We start from the raw sequence: 14966 nt of genomic DNA on the forward strand, positions 1-14966 counted from the left end.
TTGACGAGCCAAGCGTTTACCGCCCACGGCGATCACGTGCGCGTCACTGTTCGGCTGACACCGAACGGCGGACGCGACGGGATCGACGGGGTGGAGAGTGGCGCCGACGGGCAGGACCATCTCAAGGTCCGCGTGCGCGCCATCCCGGAAAAGGGTAAGGCCAACCAGGCCCTGATCGCCGTTCTCGCCAAGGAAATCGGCGTCGCCAAAAACCGCATTTCCTTCATTTCAGGCGAAACTCAGCGAAAAAAAATCCTCCGGATCGATGCCGACCCGGAGGATGTTTTAGAGCGACTTGCCGAATTGGCCGGCAAATGAGCCGAAAGCTTACTTCTTTTCGTTCGCGGCGCGCTCGACAGCTTCCTTGATCAGCTGCTTGGCGACGGCGGCATCCTTCCAGCCAAAAATCTTGACCCACTTGCCGGGCTCCAGATCCTTGTAGTGCTCGAAGAAGTGCTCGATCTGCTTGAGCGTGATTTCCGGCAGGTCGGTGTATTCATGCACCTTGTCGTAGCGCTGCGTCAGGTGGCCCGACGGAACCGCAATGATCTTTTCGTCCTTGCCGGAGTTGTCTTCCATCATCATCACGCCGATCGGGCGGACGTTGATGACGCAGCCCGGAACGAGCGGACGGGTGTTGCAGATCAGGACGTCGATCGGATCGCCATCGTCGGAAAGCGTGTGCGGCACGAAGCCGTAGTTCCCCGGATAGTGCATCGGCGTGTAGAGGAAACGGTCGACGACGAGCGTGCCGGCTTCCTTGTCCATCTCGTACTTGATGGGATGGCCACCGACGGGAACCTCAACGATCACGTTGACATCTTCTGGTGGATTCTTTCCGATGGAAATCGCGTCAATGCGCATGGACTACTCCAGGGTCAGTTGGGACGTTTGCCCGTCGGATAAAGGGAAACATGCCGCGATGCAATATAACTTTCGTCCGCAGCGCAGATTCAGCCGGTGGTTTTGTCGTGGTCGAATGGCCGGGACAGGTCGACAAATCCTGCCGAAGGGAGGTCATGATGAACGGAAAGATTGCGTGCCTGTCGCTGGTCCTGCTGTCTGCCGGATCAGCCATTGCCAATGACAGCGTCTATGTCGACGTCAGCCGCGACAAGTGCAAGACGATCGCCGAGGAGCCGGGCATGTACGCCCTGATGACCTGCCCGGGTTACGGCGACTATCCCGTCCATTTCAAGGAGATTGACGTTCGTCAGAGCTTCTCCTTCGGCCATATCGGCAAGGAATACCTCGACGGGGCATTCGAGAGCTTCATCCCCTTCAACCACGCGGGCACAATCGTGGAATGGCGCGTCGCCAAGGGCGGCGCTGCGGTTGCGACGATCCTGCGCTGGATCATCGAAAACCCGGATCCGAAGACCGGGGAATCGGTCCCCGCGCTGGAAGGGCAGGTTCTCGTCATTTCCAAGGTGGCAGAGAAGCATAACGGCAAGGGCTGCGTCGCCGGCTATGTCGACGCGCTCGCCAACCCTGATCCCAACACGATCGCCCGCAGGATCGCCGACGAGGTTGCGCCGACATTTCGCTGCGGCGTCGATAAGGCGCAATTCCACGGCAAGCGCGGCGACAAGGCCGCCGAAACCAACAACGAACTGCCGGAATGATGCTGGAAGGTGCCGCTACCGCAAAAGCCCCCAAGGCCCTGCGCTTTCGGCGTCAGTTCCAGGCGAAGCCGACCTTCTTGAGGTGCTTGTCACCGAAATCTTCCATGCCTTCGGCAATATCGCTGCCGCCGGCGCCCTGGAAGAACTGATAGGCGTGATCGCTGTCCTCCAGGCACCAGACGACCAGTCCCTGGCAGCCGAGCGAGCGCAGCAGGCTCTTGGCTTCGCCGAACAGAACCCGTCCAAGGCCGATGCCCTGGTATTCCGGACGCAGGTAGATCTCGTAGATTTCGCCTTCCTGCGGCAGCGCCTTGGCGCGGCTGAGGCCGAGAGTGGCATAGCCGGCAATCGTTCCCGCGACGTCCACGACCAGCAGGGTCGCCGGACCGCGCGTCGCCTTGCGCCACCAGACTTCGTCTCGACGATTGACCATCTGGATCAGCGGGCGGTGCGGAATGATGCCGCCATAGGTCTGCAGCCATGAAACGCGATGCACGTCGGCAATTGCCGCCGCCTCTTGCGGTTCTCCAGGCCTGACCTCGATCGAAACAGTCTTCATGACTCACGACTCTAAACACACACAGGGCGAACAGGAATCCCGCCCGGGAGCCGCGTCGCGTTAACCCACAGGCAACTTTAACGGCATCCTGTGGAAGGTTAACGCCTTTTTAACTTTATCCGCAAGCCGCCCCCCGCTGGCACACACAGCAAAAAACCCCGGATCGCTCCGGGGTTTTGAAAATTGCTGGTTTTTGTCGGAAGGGCTTAAGCAGCGCCAGCCGTGCGCGACTTCTCGAAGCGCTTGCGGTCGTTCGAGTCGAGGTACATCTTGCGAAGACGGATCGACTTCGGCGTGACTTCGACCAGCTCGTCGTCCTGGATCCAGGACAGCGCCCGCTCGAGCGTCATGCGGATCGGCGGCGTCAGCTTGACGGCTTCGTCCTTGCCCGATGCGCGCATGTTGGTGAGCTTCTTGCCCTTCAACACGTTGACTTCGAGGTCGTTGTCGCGCGTGTGGATGCCGATGATCATGCCGGCATAGACCTTTTCGCCGGCTTCGATGATCATCGGGCCGCGGTCTTCCAGGTTGAACATGGCATAGGCGACCGATTCACCGGCATCGTTGGAGAGCAGCACGCCGTTGACGCGGCCACCGATCTCGCCCTTGTACGGCTGGTAGGCGTGGAACAGACGGTTCATGACCGCCGTGCCGCGCGTATCCGTCAAGAGTTCCGACTGGTAGCCGATCAGGCCACGGGTCGGAGCGAAGAACACCAGACGGACGCGATTGCCGCCGGACGGACGCAGCTCGACCATCTCGGCCTTGCGCTCGGACATCTTCTGAACGACGACACCCGAATGCTCTTCGTCGACGTCGATGACCACTTCTTCGATCGGCTCGAGCAGCTGACCGTTGTCATCCTTGTGCATGACGACGCGCGGACGCGAAACGGCAAGTTCGAAGCCTTCACGACGCATGGTTTCGATCAGAACTGCGAGCTGCAATTCGCCGCGACCGGAGACGAAGAACGAATCCTTCTCGGAGGATTCCTCGATCTTCAGCGCAACGTTGCCTTCCGCTTCCTTGAACAGGCGGTCGCGGATGACGCGGCTCGTGACCTTGTCGCCTTCGGTGCCGGCAAGCGGGCTATCGTTGACGATGAAGGACATGGTGACGGTCGGCGGGTCGATCGGCTGTGCCGTCAGCGCTTCGGTGACCGTCGGGTCGCAGAAGGTGTCGGCGACGGTGCCCTTGGTCAGGCCGGCGATGGCGACGATGTCACCTGCATGCGCTTCTTCGATCGGCTGGCGCTCGATGCCGCGGAAAGCGAGGATCTTCGAGATGCGGCCGGTTTCAAGCAGCTTGCCGTCCTGGCCGAGAACCCGGACCGGCTGGTTCGGCTTCAGCGAACCCGAATGGATGCGGCCGGTGATGATGCGGCCGAGGAAGGGGTTTGCTTCGAGGATCGTGCCGATCATGCGGAACGGGCCTTCGGCAACCGTCGGCTCGGGAACGTGCTTGAGCACGAGGTCGAGAAGCGGCGCCATGCCCTGATCCTTCGGACCTTCAGGCGCAACGTTCATCCAGCCATCGCGGCCCGAACCGTAGAGGATCGGGAAGTCGAGCTGCTCGTCGGTGGCGTCGAGGTTTGCAAAGAGGTCGAAGACTTCGTTGATGACTTCTTCGTGGCGTCCGTCCGGGCGGTCGATCTTGTTGATCGCGACGATCGGCTTCAGGCCGACCTTCAGCGCCTTGCCGACGACGAACTTCGTCTGCGGCATCGGGCCTTCGGAGGCGTCGACGAGAACGATGGCGCCGTCCACCATCGACAGGATGCGCTCGACTTCGCCGCCGAAGTCGGCGTGGCCGGGGGTGTCGACGATGTTGATGCGCACGCCCTTCCACTCGACCGACGTCGCCTTGGCGAGAATGGTGATGCCGCGCTCTTTTTCGATGTCGTTGGAGTCCATGACGCGTTCGGCAACGCGCTGGTTTTCGCGGAACGAGCCCGACTGCTTCAGAAGCTCGTCGACAAGGGTCGTTTTCCCATGGTCGACGTGCGCGATAATCGCGATGTTACGAATGCTCATTTTTCGTCTCGGAAGGTTTAGGGCACGCCCCAATGGGCCACGCCGCTTTTTCAATGGTCGGGCTCATACAGGTTTTTTTGCGATTGCGAAAGGGGGGCGTGCGCAAGAGACCGGCGCCGAAGCCCCGACAGGCCATGGGTTTGCAACCGGAAAGGGTCGCGCCAACCGGCTCTGGAAAGGGATCAGTCAAAGCCAGAACGGTCATGCGACAGCGGCCGGATCGAGCGTCACGCGCCACAGTTCCTGGTCTTGCCGATCCATCAGGCGCACGGTCATCTGCTTCGTCTGGCCATTGATATCGACGATGCCGAAGAACTGCAGGCCGGCCGACGGCGGCAGGTTGCTGTCGGCGCCTCCGCCCGATGCCTTGATGAAGCGGACATCAGGGCCGAACGTCACGTCCAGCTCCTTTGGACCATAGGTTCCGGAATGCAAGGGACCGGAGACGAACTCCCAGAACGGCAGGAAATCCTTGAAGGCCGCCCGCGACGGATCGTAGTGATGCGCAGCGGTGTAATGCACATCCGCCGTCAGCCAGACGAGGTTGTCGATGGCATTGTCCCTGATGAAGCGCAGCAGGTCTGCGAATTCGGTTTCGCGTCCCGTCGGCGGACCATTGTCGCCGTTGGCGATGGCATCGGAGCCGCGCCGGTTGGCATAGTCGTCCCAGACGACGAGGCCGATGGGCATGTCGCAGGCGATCACTTTCCAGACGGCCCGCGAGGCGGCAAGCTCCCGTTTCAGCCAGTCCGCCTGGCGCCAGCCGAACAGGCCGCCATCCCCCTCCCCCTGGTTGGGGCCACGGTAGGAGCGGAGATCGACGAAGAAGACATCGAGCAGCGGACCGTAGGCGATCTTGCGGAAGATGCGGCCGGGCTGGGTCGGGACGTTGCGGATCGGCGTCATCTCGTTGAACGCCCGGCTGGCGCGGGCCGCATAGACGGCCACGTCTTTTTCCTGGTAGCGCGGATCGTCTCTGAGGTCCGTCGACGCCGACCAATTGTTCAAAACCTCGTGGTCGTCCCATTGATAAAAGGTCGGGCAGACGGCGTTGAGGTCACGCACATGGCTGTCGAGAAGATTGTACTTCCACTGGCCACGATATTCTTCGAGCGTTCGCGCCACGTCGCGCTTCTCATGCGTCACCACCCGGTTCTTCCAGATGCCACCGTCGCGCAAGGGTATCTCGTCGGGAATGGGGTTGTCGGCATAGATCGTGTCGCCGGAATGGATGAAGAAATCCGGCTCGTGCAGACGCATCGTCGAATAGGTCTTCATGCCGACGTCGTCGATGCCCCAGCCCTGGCCGGCCGTGTCGCCGGACCAGACGAAGCGGATCGAGCGCTTGCGCAAGGGTGCTGTGCGAAACCGGCCGATCACCGGCTCGGACACCCGGTTGACGTCGTAGAGATCGGTCGCGGTGAAGCGGTAGAAGATGTCCTGGTCGGGCAGGAGATCGTCGAGCGAACACTTCACCGCGCAATCCGTCTGCGGTGTCGCGGTGAGATCGGCGAGACGAACCGGATTGGAAAAGCTTTCGGTCGTCGAGTACTCCAGGCTTACCCGCGACGGCCGGTCGACCCGCGTCCACACCATGCCGGAGCGTGTGTCGACATCCCCCGACTGGACACCATGGATGAATTCCGGCCGGCCGTAACCGCGGGCATAGAACGGTGTCGCAAGACCGGAGGACGCGACAAGGCCGGCGGCACCGGCGGATAAAAGAAAGGAACGACGGGACAGCGTGGTGAGGATTTCGGCCAAACAAGCCTCCGGTTCGAGCCTCGCGAAAGCGAATTTCGCGTGTCGGACCTTTGGCTGCCCGCATGTCAGCGCGTTGACAGAGGCATGAAACAATTTGAACGGTTTCGCGACAATTCGGTGAAAGTCTGCCTTGCAGCGCTTAACGGTAAGCCGCCCCGGCACCTTCACGGCGGCGCCATTTCGACAACCTCTCGTCTTGACGTAACGCCGGCTGGAACACTAAGGGTAGCGCCGACGGTTCCCCGAAGGATGACTCTAACGGGGATTAATAGGGAACACGGTGAGGACGACCCAATAGGGACCGAGACCGTGGCTGCCCCCGCAACTGTAAGCGGAATGCCGGACACCCAAGTGGCGCGACAGCGCGCCATGCCACTGCGATCGCGTCAGACGCGTTGCGGGAAGGCAGGTGGAAGGCGCTTGATCCGCGAGCCAGGAGACCTGCCGTCAAGCAGAAGATCCAACGTCACGGGCGGGGTTGCCCGGAACAGGAGTTGTCCATGATCCGCATACCCGGCGGCTTTGCGCCCTCTTTTCCCGTTCTTCTCGACGTTTGCGATCGTTTGTCTCCCGAAATCCGACCGGCCGGCTGTCGCCGCTTCGGCTGACCCTTCGCAAGCTCACGAGAAGAGAGAATTCCCTTGAAAGCCATTTTCAATGCCGTCGGGCGCTATTGCCCATCCCTTGCCGTTTCCGTGTCCCTGCTTTTGACCGTCGCTCCCACGACCGCTCTTGCGGCCGCGACGAGCTACCCCCTGACCTTAAAGAATTGCGGCCAGGAGGTTACCTTTAAGGCGGCGCCGACGCGCACCGCCTCGATCGGTCAGAGCACCACGGAAATTCTTTATCTTCTCGGCCTCGCGGACAAGGTCGTCGGCACAGCCGTGTGGATCGGCCCTGTTATCGACGGCTACGAGGACGTCAACGCCAAGGTGCCGCGACTTGCCGATAACGACCCGAGCTTCGAAAGCGTCGTTGCCACCAAGCCGGATCTCGTCACCGCGCAGTTCCAGTGGCATGTCGGGCCGGAGGGCATCGTCGCCACGCCGAAGCAGTTCACCGAACTGTCGATCCCCGTCTATGTCTCGCCGGCCGATTGCGCCGCCAAGGACAATTCCGCCGGTGGCGACGGCGTACGCCACAATGCCTTTTCGATGGACCTGATCTACCAGGAGATCACTGAGCTCGCCGAAATCTTCGACGTGCAGGATCGTGGGCAGGCCCTGATCGCCAAGCTGAAGGCCCGCGAAGAAGCTGCCCGCAGCAAGATCGCCAATGCCGACGGCAAGCTGTCGGCCGTCTTCTGGTTCTCCAGCGCCGAAATGGACATCGATCCCTATGTCGCCGGCACCAACGGCGCGCCCGGCTACATCCTGTCGGCGCTCGGCATCAAGAATGTCGTGTCCACCGAAGAGGAATGGCCGACCATCGGCTGGGAAACCATCGCCAAGGCCGACCCGAAGATCGTGGTCATCGGCAAGATGGATCGCCGCCGCTTCCCCGCCGACGACTGGGAGCTGAAGATGAAGTTCCTGAAGTCCGACCCGGTCACCAGCCTGATGCCGGCGGTCAAGGCCGACCATATCGTCATCATGGACGCCCAGGCGATGAACCCGACGATCCGCACGATCGAGGGCATCGAGGTGCTGGCCGACGCGGTCGAAAAAGCCGGCCTGGCGAAGTGAGGTCAACACCTCCAGCGATCAACCGCGCGGGCGCCGTTTCGACGGCGCTCGCACTGCTCTTTCTGGCGCTGGCCCTTGGTGCCGCCATCGGCGAGACCGCGATCCCGCTCGACGTCGTGGGAAAAACCGTCGCCAACCGTCTTTGGGGCGCCGGATATCCGCTCGATGCGATCGACGAGGGCATCGTCTGGAACTATCGCCTCAGCCGCGCTGTCGTGGCCGCCTGCTGCGGCGCAGCACTTTCGCTCTGCGGCGTCGTCCTGCAGGCGCTGTTGCGCAATTCCCTGGCCGATCCCTATATCCTCGGCATCTCCGCCGGCGCATCGACCGGTGCCGTCGCAGTCGCCATTCTCGGCATCGGCGCAGGCATGCTGACGCTGTCGCTCGGCGCCTTCTTCGGCGCGGTCTTCGCCTTCGCGCTGGTCTCCCTCCTGGCACTCAGGGCCGGCCGCGGCACCGGCGCCATCACTCTGGCCGGCGTTGCCGGCTCGCAGCTCTTCAACGCGCTCACCTCCTTCATCGTCACCAAATCGGCCAATGCCGAGCAGGCCCGCGGCATCATGTTCTGGCTGCTAGGCAACCTCTCTGGCGTGCGCTGGCCTGATGTGGCGCTGGCCTTGCCGGTGGCGATTGGCGGCCTGCTTGTCTGCCTCTGGCATGCCCGCGCGCTCGACGCCTTCACCTTCGGCGCCGAATCGGCCGCCTCGCTCGGCATCCCGGTCAAGCGGGTCTACATCATCCTGATTTCGGCAACCGCGCTGATGACGGCGGTCATGGTCAGCATCGTCGGCTCCATCGGCTTCGTCGGCCTCGTCATACCGCATGCCGCACGCTTCCTGGTCGGCGTGCGCCACGGCCTGCTGCTGCCGGCAGCAGCGCTCACTGGAGCGATCTTCATGATAGCCGCCGACATCTTGTCGAGGGTCATCATTCCCGGCCAGGTGCTGCCGATCGGCGTAATCACGGCCCTCGTCGGCGCGCCGGCCTTCGCGCTGATCCTCAGTCGCGGCAGGGCCGCGTCATGAGCCTCAAGGCCGAAACCGTCTCCTGGTCGGCCGGCGGCCGCGTGATCGTCGATGCCGTCGATCTCGAGGTGATGCCCGGAGAATTCCTCGGGATCATCGGTCCGAACGGATCCGGCAAGACCAGCCTGATCTCGCTGCTCGCCGGCATCCGCCCGCCGAAATCCGGCAGCGTCAGCCTCGAAGGGCGGCCGTTTGCCAAGACGACGCGACGAGACATCGCTCAACGCATCGCGCTGGTCGAACAGCAGGCGGAAACCACCGAACGCATCACCGCCCGCCAGGCGGTCGAGCTTGGCCGCACCCCGCATCTCGGCGCGCTTTCGCCCTGGTCGATCTGCGATACCGGTATCGTCGACCGCGCGCTTGCGCATGTGGGCATGAGCGATTTTGCCAGCCGCATGTGGCACACACTCTCCGGCGGCGAACGCCAGCGATTGCACATCGCCCGGGCTCTCGCGCAACAGCCACAGATCCTGCTGCTCGACGAGCCGACCAATCACCTCGACATTCACCACCAGATCGGTCTGCTCGAGCTCGTGCGTGGGCAGCCGCTGACGGTCGTGGCCGCCCTGCACGATCTCAACCACGCCGCCGTCTTCTGCGACCGCATCGCCGTCATGGATCGCGGCCGCATCGTGGCCCTCGGCACCCCGACGGAGATCCTGACGGAAGACCGCATCTTCACGGTCTTCGGGGTCGCCGCGACGGTCGAGCACGACGAGGACGGCTCGTGCTTTGTGCGCTACCGGCGCCCGCGACCAAAACTGCATTTGATATCCGACACGATGAAGAGACATGACAATGCGCGTTAAACTCGCCGCCGTCCTTATTGCCTTCGGGCTTGCTGCCGCTCCGGCCTTCGCCGAAACCATCGAGGTCAGGATGCTCAATCGCGGCCAAAACGGCTCTATGGTGTTCGAGCCCGACTATGTCGAGCTGAAGCCCGGCGACAGCATCAAGTTTCGGGTCGGGCATAAGAGCCACAACGCCGCCTCGATCGAGGGCATGGTCCCTGACGGCTACGCCGGCTTCAAGGGCCAGATCAACGAGGAGATTGAGGTCACCTTCGACACGACGGGCTTCTACGGCATCAAGTGCTCGCCGCATTTCGCCATGGGCATGGTGATGCTGATCAAGGTCGGCGAGGTCGAACTGACCGAAGCCTTCCGCAAGGCCGAAGTCCCCGGCCGCGCGCGCGGCCGTTTCGACGCGATCTTCGCCCGCATGGACCAGGCCAAGGCAGCGCAATGAACCCAGCGGCTGAGGCAACCGGACCCGACCTTCGAAGAAATTTCGACCTCAAGGATGAGATCCGCGACTACTGGTCGAAGCGTTCCGAAACCTTCGACCTCGCCTTCGGCCATCGCATCCCGCCGGGTCCGGAATTTGCCGCCTGGCAGCAACCGGTGCGCGCCTTTCTCGGGGATGAGCCGCTGCGCGTGCTCGAACTCGCCTGCGGCACCGGCGAGGTGACGCGGCTGATCCACGACCTCGGCCACGACGTCACGGCGCTCGATTTCTCCGAGGCGATGCTTGCCGTCGCCCGGAAAAAGCACGCGGGCAAACCACGCCTGCGCTTCCTGCTTGCCGATGCGGAAAACACCATGGAGCCGGACGAGCGCTATGACGCCATCGTCTGCCGCCATCTGGTCTGGACGTTGACCGAGCCGCAGGCGACGCTTGGCGAATGGTTCCGCTTGCTGAAGCCCGGCGGCAAGCTGCTGGTTTTTGACGGCGACTGGGCGAAGCCGACCGCAGTTGGGCGCTTGGCGACCTTTGCGATCCGCCAGATCGATCGGGTGATCGGTCCCGACAATCACTACGACGGTGCGCTCAGCGATCGCCATGCAACGATCATGCAGAACCTGCCCTTCGCCGACGGCCTGACGGTCGAAACCTTGATGCCGATGATGAAATCGGCCGGCTTCCAGACCATCGAGCACGCATCCCATCAGCCGATCGCGGCCGCACAGCGTAAAACCGCAAACCTGCGCAACCGCCTGCGCACCTTCGTCTATCGCCGGTTCATTGTCTGCGCGCACAAGCCCGGCTGAATGGCCGGGTTGCACGGGCAGCACGCCAGCAACCGCATGGCATTTGCCGAAAGCCCTGCTATGAAGATTGCCGTCTTGGCTGACGGCCAATTTTGCGCCGTGGACCGGACGAAAAGAATCAATTCGCCGCCCGGCGACGTCAGATACCGGCAGGTTCCTCATCGTGTCCCAATCGACAACTCCCGTACGCGACCATCTCGAACAAATCCTGGCGAGGCTCGATGCCCGCCGGGATAACGAGAAGACCTATGTCAAACTCTACGCCGAAAGTGCCCGCGCCGAGGCCGATGCCGCCGATCGCCGCCGCCAGATCGGCGCCACCCTTGGCCCGCTCGACGGCAGGATCGTTTCGATCAAGGATCTCTTCGACATCGCCGATGAACCGACGCTCGCCGGCTCGATCATCAAGCGCACGGCAGCCGTGCCGCAACAGGACGCCGTTATCGTCAAGCGCTTGCGTGCCGCCGGCGCCGTGATCGTCGGCAAGACCCATATGACCGAATTCGCCTTCACCGCGGTCGGCCTCAACCCCCATTATCCGGTGCCCGGCAACGCGACCGATGAAAGCCTGATCCCCGGCGGCTCGTCCTCGGGTGCTGCGGTTGCAGCCGCCGAAGGCACCTGCGACATCGCCATCGGCTCCGACACCGGCGGCTCCGTGCGTATCCCGGCGGCGTTGAACGGGCTTGTCGGCTTCAAGCCGACCGCCAGCCGCGTCTCCCTTGACGGCGCATTCCCGCTTGCCCCCAGCCTCGATTCGATCGGCCCACTGGCTTACAGCGTTGCCGATTGTGCAGCGGCCGATGCCATTATGGCCGGCGAAACGGCGACAACGCTTGTAGCCCGACCGGTGGCCGGCCTGCGCATCGGCGTGCCGCGCGGCCAGCTTCTGGCCGGCCTCTCCACCGCGATTGCCGCGGCCTTCGAGGCCAGCCTCGACCGCCTCGTTGCCGCTGGGGCCGACCTTGTCGAATGCAGCATCGACGATCTGATCGACCGCTTGCGGCAAGCAACCGCGATCGGCTCGATCGCTGGCCTCGAGGCAAGCCGTGTGCATGCCGACTGGCTCTCGGATGAGGCGGCACCCGTCGATACCAGGGTTTCGTCGACGCTCCGGCGCCGTTTGCTGACACCGCAGGCCGCACTCGATGCGCTGCTGGAAACGAGAGCAGGTTTGGCACGCGCCATGGACGAACGGCTTTCAGCCTACGACCTAATCGTCTTGCCGACGACGCCGATCGCCGCAGTGTCGATCGCCTCGGTGGAGACGAATGAGACGGAATATGATCGCGTCGAAGGCCTGCTCTTGCGCAACTGCCAGGTCGCAAACCAGTTCGACCTCACTGCCATAACGCTACCGATGCCGGGACTGACCCGCCCTGCAGGGCTGATGCTGGTGGGCAGGAATGGAACGGACAGGACGCTGCTGGCGACTGCTGCCTCGGTGGAAACGCTGTTGCAGGGCAACTGAGGCGGCCAGAGTCAAGGCAAGAGTGCAACGGTTGGGGCGGCCGACATGAGGCCGCTCTTGCGGTATCCGCCTGACATGTAGCCGACGAACCTCTTCTGGTTGCGACCGTTTGCGGACAGCCTCCACCGACTGAGTGCAGCGGTGGAGCTTTGGTGACGAGCGAAGGTTTTCGCCTCGCCTCAGTGCATCGTTTCGCCGAAAACCTCATCGCGAAGGATGCGGAACGCATCTTCGAGCGCTGCAACCAGCACATTGGTCAGCTCTTCGCCGTCATTGTTGGTGAGGAAGAGGGCAACAGCCGCATCCTGCGGATCGGCATAGTGCTCGACATCGTTTGACATATCATTGTCCTTTGTTCGCCGTGTCACATCCCGGCTCTTGGCGCGATGGTATGGGGGCCGACTTGTGCAAAGCTGGACGAACCAATTGGTGCCTCACGCGCTGCTCGGCGACTTCGCGCATTTCCGCCCAATCGCCTCTGTTTCAGGCACTCACAGACTCTCAGGGCAGGCAAGCTGCCCTACGCGACACGGGGTATCGCCTTTTTTGCTCGCCCTTGCCCCCCGCGGCGCGCTAGAGGACGCGGGAGATGAACGTCGGAACTGAAAATGTCGAAGAAGCCGAAGCGCGATAACGCCCATTACGAGCAGCGATTGAAGGCGGAATTTCCCGACATCTACGGCGACGTATTGGCGGGCAGGATCTCCTCCTTGCGCAAGGCGCTTGTCATTGCCGGCCTGAAGCCGCAGCGCACCCGCCTGGAGAAACTGAAGAATTCGTGGGCAAAGGCGACACCCGGCGAGCGCGAGGGCTTCCTCACATGGCTGACGATATCAGGCGTGCTGCCCACGGCCTCTCAATCGCCGGTCGCCGACACTGCTTCTCTTCCCCCGCTCCCGGCAGGAGCCCCCATCGCCAGTGGCCGTTATCTGCTTCCTTCCACGATCACGCGCATCAAGGCGATCATGGCGAAACGCCGGCTGAAGCCCGACGACGTCATGGGTGAGATGGGCTTTTTGTCCGACGGGCAATCCCTCGCCCGGGCCCTTGCCAAAAACGCAAGCCTGAGGCTCGCGGTGATTGCCGGACTGGAGGCATGGCTGCGCACGCATGAAGACTGACCTGGACATCGAGGCCTGGCGCCGGGATCTGGCACGCGTTTATTACCGGTCGTTGAACCTCGGGTGAGCGCGGCGCAGCTGTCTGTGCGTTGAAATATGTCGTCGATAGGCAGAGGGGAGCAAATGACGCCCCGCCAAAACCGGTTGCAAATGTTCCGGAGCATCGTTCTGTGGCGGCCCTCTGAGAAAAGAGGCGGACAGGCAGTAGCGGCGAAGCAATGCAGGCGCCCTTTCGCATTGGCGGCGGTCCCCTGTTTCCAAAGGTTGCCAAGAACTGGCGCAATACATCCACAGGTGCTAATATTTTGGCGCCTAGGGTTCCTGGCAAACAAATCTCGCAGTCGATAATCACATAAACGCGAATTGCTTGCAGCCAATTGCCGCGCCGTCGAGCCCCGCTCGACGAGCAGAGTCGTTTTTCGACGACATCAACGTGGAGGAAAAGCCAATGGCCAGCAATCTTGTTTCCTACATCGCGCAGATGCTTACCCCTGACATGATCGCACGCATCGCCGCCGCACTCGGCCTCGATAGCAGCAAGGTGCAGGGCGCTGTCGCCGCTGCCGTGCCGGCAGTGCTCGCCGGACTGACCGGCGTAGCCTCCCAACCGGGCGGCGCGCAAAAAATCGCCGACACCGCCAAGCAGCAAGGCGGATCGCTCGACAATCTCATGGGAATGCTTGCAGGCGGCGACCAGACATCGCTTGCCCAGAGCGGATCACAGATCATTTCATCGCTGTTTGGTGCCAAGGACGGCAGTGCGCTTGCAAACGCCATCGGCGGCGCTTCCGGCATTGATCAAAGAGCGAGCGGCTCGCTGCTTGCAACACTTGCCCCCCTCGTCATGGGTGGTCTCGCCCGGCAAAGCGGCGGCGACCTGAGCGCCAACGGCATTGCCGGGTTGCTCGCCAGCCAGAAGGACAACATCGCCGCCGCGTTGCCGGCGGGCGTCCGGGAGATGCTTGGAGGCACGGGCCTACTCGGTTCACTCGGCTCGCTCGGCGCATCGGCGCAGTCCGCTGCCGCCTCCGCCACCCAAGCGGCCAACCAGGCTGCCCGCAGCGCCACCGCCTCGGCCGCCGCGGCAAGCGCCACCAGCCAACGCGCGGCAGCGGCCGCGGCTCCGGCCTCGTCGCGCAACTGGCTCTATTGGGTGATCGCGGCGCTTGTGCTGGCGGGCCTGCTTTTCTACCTCTTCGGGCGGCCTGGCGAAAAGGTCGTGCCTCAGGCGGCGGCACCCGAGCAGGTCACGCCGCAGGCCGCTACGCCTGAGCCGAACCTGACCGTGGGCGGCATCGATGTCGGCCAGCAGGTGCGGGACGGCTTGGCCAGCCTGCAGACGACGCTGGCAGGCGTTACCGACGCCGCATCCGCGACCGCCGCCCTCCCGAAGCTCGAGGACGTCTCGACCGGGCTCGACAAGGTCACCGGCGTGGCCGGGCAGCTCTCTGCCGAGCAGAAGGCGGCGCTTGGCGCCCTCGTCACCCCGATGATGTCGACGCTCAATGGTCTGTTCGACAAGGTGCTCGCCATTCCCGGCGTTTCGGACATCCTGAAGCCGACGATCGACGGGCTGAAGACGAAGCTCGCGGCCCTTTCGGCCTGATGGTTGCACGCAATCGCCCATAG

General features: G+C 63.0%; 15 protein-coding genes and 1 riboswitch. Of the genes, 10 read left to right on the forward strand and 5 right to left on the reverse strand.

The window, feature by feature from the left end; translation table 11 throughout:
* Positions 1-318: a DUF167 domain-containing protein gene (locus tag AC07UR_RS14410; RefSeq protein ID WP_173418286.1), complete on the forward strand. Its 318-nt coding sequence runs from the start codon at positions 1-3 to the stop codon at positions 316-318.
* 9 nt (positions 319-327) lie between these two features.
* Here the strand turns inward: AC07UR_RS14410 and ppa are convergent, their stop codons facing one another.
* A complete protein-coding gene (gene ppa / locus AC07UR_RS14415; protein WP_077500789.1) occupies positions 328-864 on the reverse strand; it encodes an inorganic diphosphatase in 537 nt (178 codons plus the stop codon).
* A gap of 158 nt (positions 865-1022) precedes the next feature.
* Between ppa and AC07UR_RS14420 the strand changes: the two genes are divergently transcribed.
* A complete protein-coding gene (locus tag AC07UR_RS14420) occupies positions 1023-1625 on the forward strand; it encodes a hypothetical protein (protein ID WP_209790451.1) in 603 nt (200 codons plus the stop codon).
* Between the two features lie 52 nt (positions 1626-1677).
* Here AC07UR_RS14420 and AC07UR_RS14425 read toward each other — a convergent pair whose 3' ends face one another.
* The 3 genes from AC07UR_RS14425 to AC07UR_RS14435 all read right to left on the reverse strand — a co-directional run bounded on the left by AC07UR_RS14425 (position 1678) and on the right by AC07UR_RS14435 (position 5981).
* Complete coding sequence (locus tag AC07UR_RS14425) at positions 1678-2184, reverse strand: GNAT family N-acetyltransferase (protein ID WP_173418288.1); 507 nt, start codon at positions 2182-2184, stop codon at positions 1678-1680.
* Positions 2185-2390: 206 nt separating this feature from the next.
* On the reverse strand, positions 2391-4217 hold the full coding sequence (gene typA, locus AC07UR_RS14430) for a translational GTPase TypA (RefSeq protein WP_209790450.1): 1827 nt from the start codon (positions 4215-4217) through the stop codon (positions 2391-2393).
* A 201-nt stretch (positions 4218-4418) separates the two neighbouring features.
* The gene (locus tag AC07UR_RS14435) at positions 4419-5981 is read right to left on the reverse strand and encodes an alkaline phosphatase D family protein (protein WP_209790449.1); all 1563 of its coding nucleotides are present in this window, start codon (positions 5979-5981) and stop codon (positions 4419-4421) included.
* Between the two features lie 218 nt (positions 5982-6199).
* Positions 6200-6444, forward strand: a riboswitch (cobalamin riboswitch).
* A gap of 232 nt (positions 6445-6676) precedes the next feature.
* On the opposite strand from AC07UR_RS14435, the gene AC07UR_RS14440 reads away from it, so the two are divergent.
* From AC07UR_RS14440 to AC07UR_RS14465, 6 genes are all read left to right on the forward strand, one after another.
* Positions 6677-7666 carry an ABC transporter substrate-binding protein gene (locus AC07UR_RS14440; RefSeq protein ID WP_327795852.1) on the forward strand — a complete coding sequence of 330 codons (990 nt, stop codon included), beginning with the start codon at positions 6677-6679 and terminating at the stop codon, positions 7664-7666.
* Positions 7663-8691 (forward strand): FecCD family ABC transporter permease, encoded by a 1029-nt coding sequence (locus tag AC07UR_RS14445; protein WP_209790448.1) that lies wholly within the window; start codon positions 7663-7665, stop codon positions 8689-8691. Before AC07UR_RS14440 ends, AC07UR_RS14445 begins: the two co-directional genes overlap by 4 nt.
* The gene (locus AC07UR_RS14450; RefSeq protein WP_209790447.1) at positions 8688-9503 is read left to right on the forward strand and encodes an ABC transporter ATP-binding protein; all 816 of its coding nucleotides are present in this window, start codon (positions 8688-8690) and stop codon (positions 9501-9503) included. Before AC07UR_RS14445 ends, AC07UR_RS14450 begins: the two co-directional genes overlap by 4 nt.
* Positions 9493-9942, forward strand: a complete 450-nt coding sequence (locus AC07UR_RS14455) for a pseudoazurin (RefSeq protein WP_327795849.1) — start codon at positions 9493-9495, stop codon at positions 9940-9942. The genes AC07UR_RS14450 and AC07UR_RS14455 overlap by 11 nt, the downstream gene beginning before the upstream one ends.
* Positions 9939-10745, forward strand: a complete 807-nt coding sequence (locus AC07UR_RS14460) for a class I SAM-dependent methyltransferase (RefSeq protein WP_209790445.1) — start codon at positions 9939-9941, stop codon at positions 10743-10745. The genes AC07UR_RS14455 and AC07UR_RS14460 overlap by 4 nt, the downstream gene beginning before the upstream one ends.
* A gap of 163 nt (positions 10746-10908) precedes the next feature.
* The gene (locus AC07UR_RS14465) at positions 10909-12216 is read left to right on the forward strand and encodes an amidase (RefSeq protein ID WP_209790444.1); all 1308 of its coding nucleotides are present in this window, start codon (positions 10909-10911) and stop codon (positions 12214-12216) included.
* 179 nt (positions 12217-12395) lie between these two features.
* Here the strand turns inward: AC07UR_RS14465 and AC07UR_RS14470 are convergent, their stop codons facing one another.
* Entirely contained in the window at positions 12396-12557 is a 162-nt protein-coding gene (locus AC07UR_RS14470) for a hypothetical protein (RefSeq protein ID WP_209790443.1), read from the reverse strand.
* Between the two features lie 267 nt (positions 12558-12824).
* Between AC07UR_RS14470 and AC07UR_RS14475 the strand changes: the two genes are divergently transcribed.
* The gene (locus AC07UR_RS14475; RefSeq protein WP_173418297.1) at positions 12825-13337 is read left to right on the forward strand and encodes a hypothetical protein; all 513 of its coding nucleotides are present in this window, start codon (positions 12825-12827) and stop codon (positions 13335-13337) included.
* A 448-nt stretch (positions 13338-13785) separates the two neighbouring features.
* The gene (locus tag AC07UR_RS14480) at positions 13786-14943 is read left to right on the forward strand and encodes a DUF937 domain-containing protein (RefSeq protein ID WP_209790442.1); all 1158 of its coding nucleotides are present in this window, start codon (positions 13786-13788) and stop codon (positions 14941-14943) included.
* Positions 14944-14966 lie beyond the last annotated feature (23 nt).

Source organism: Ensifer sp. GW821-FHT05G01 (assembly GCF_059419585.1).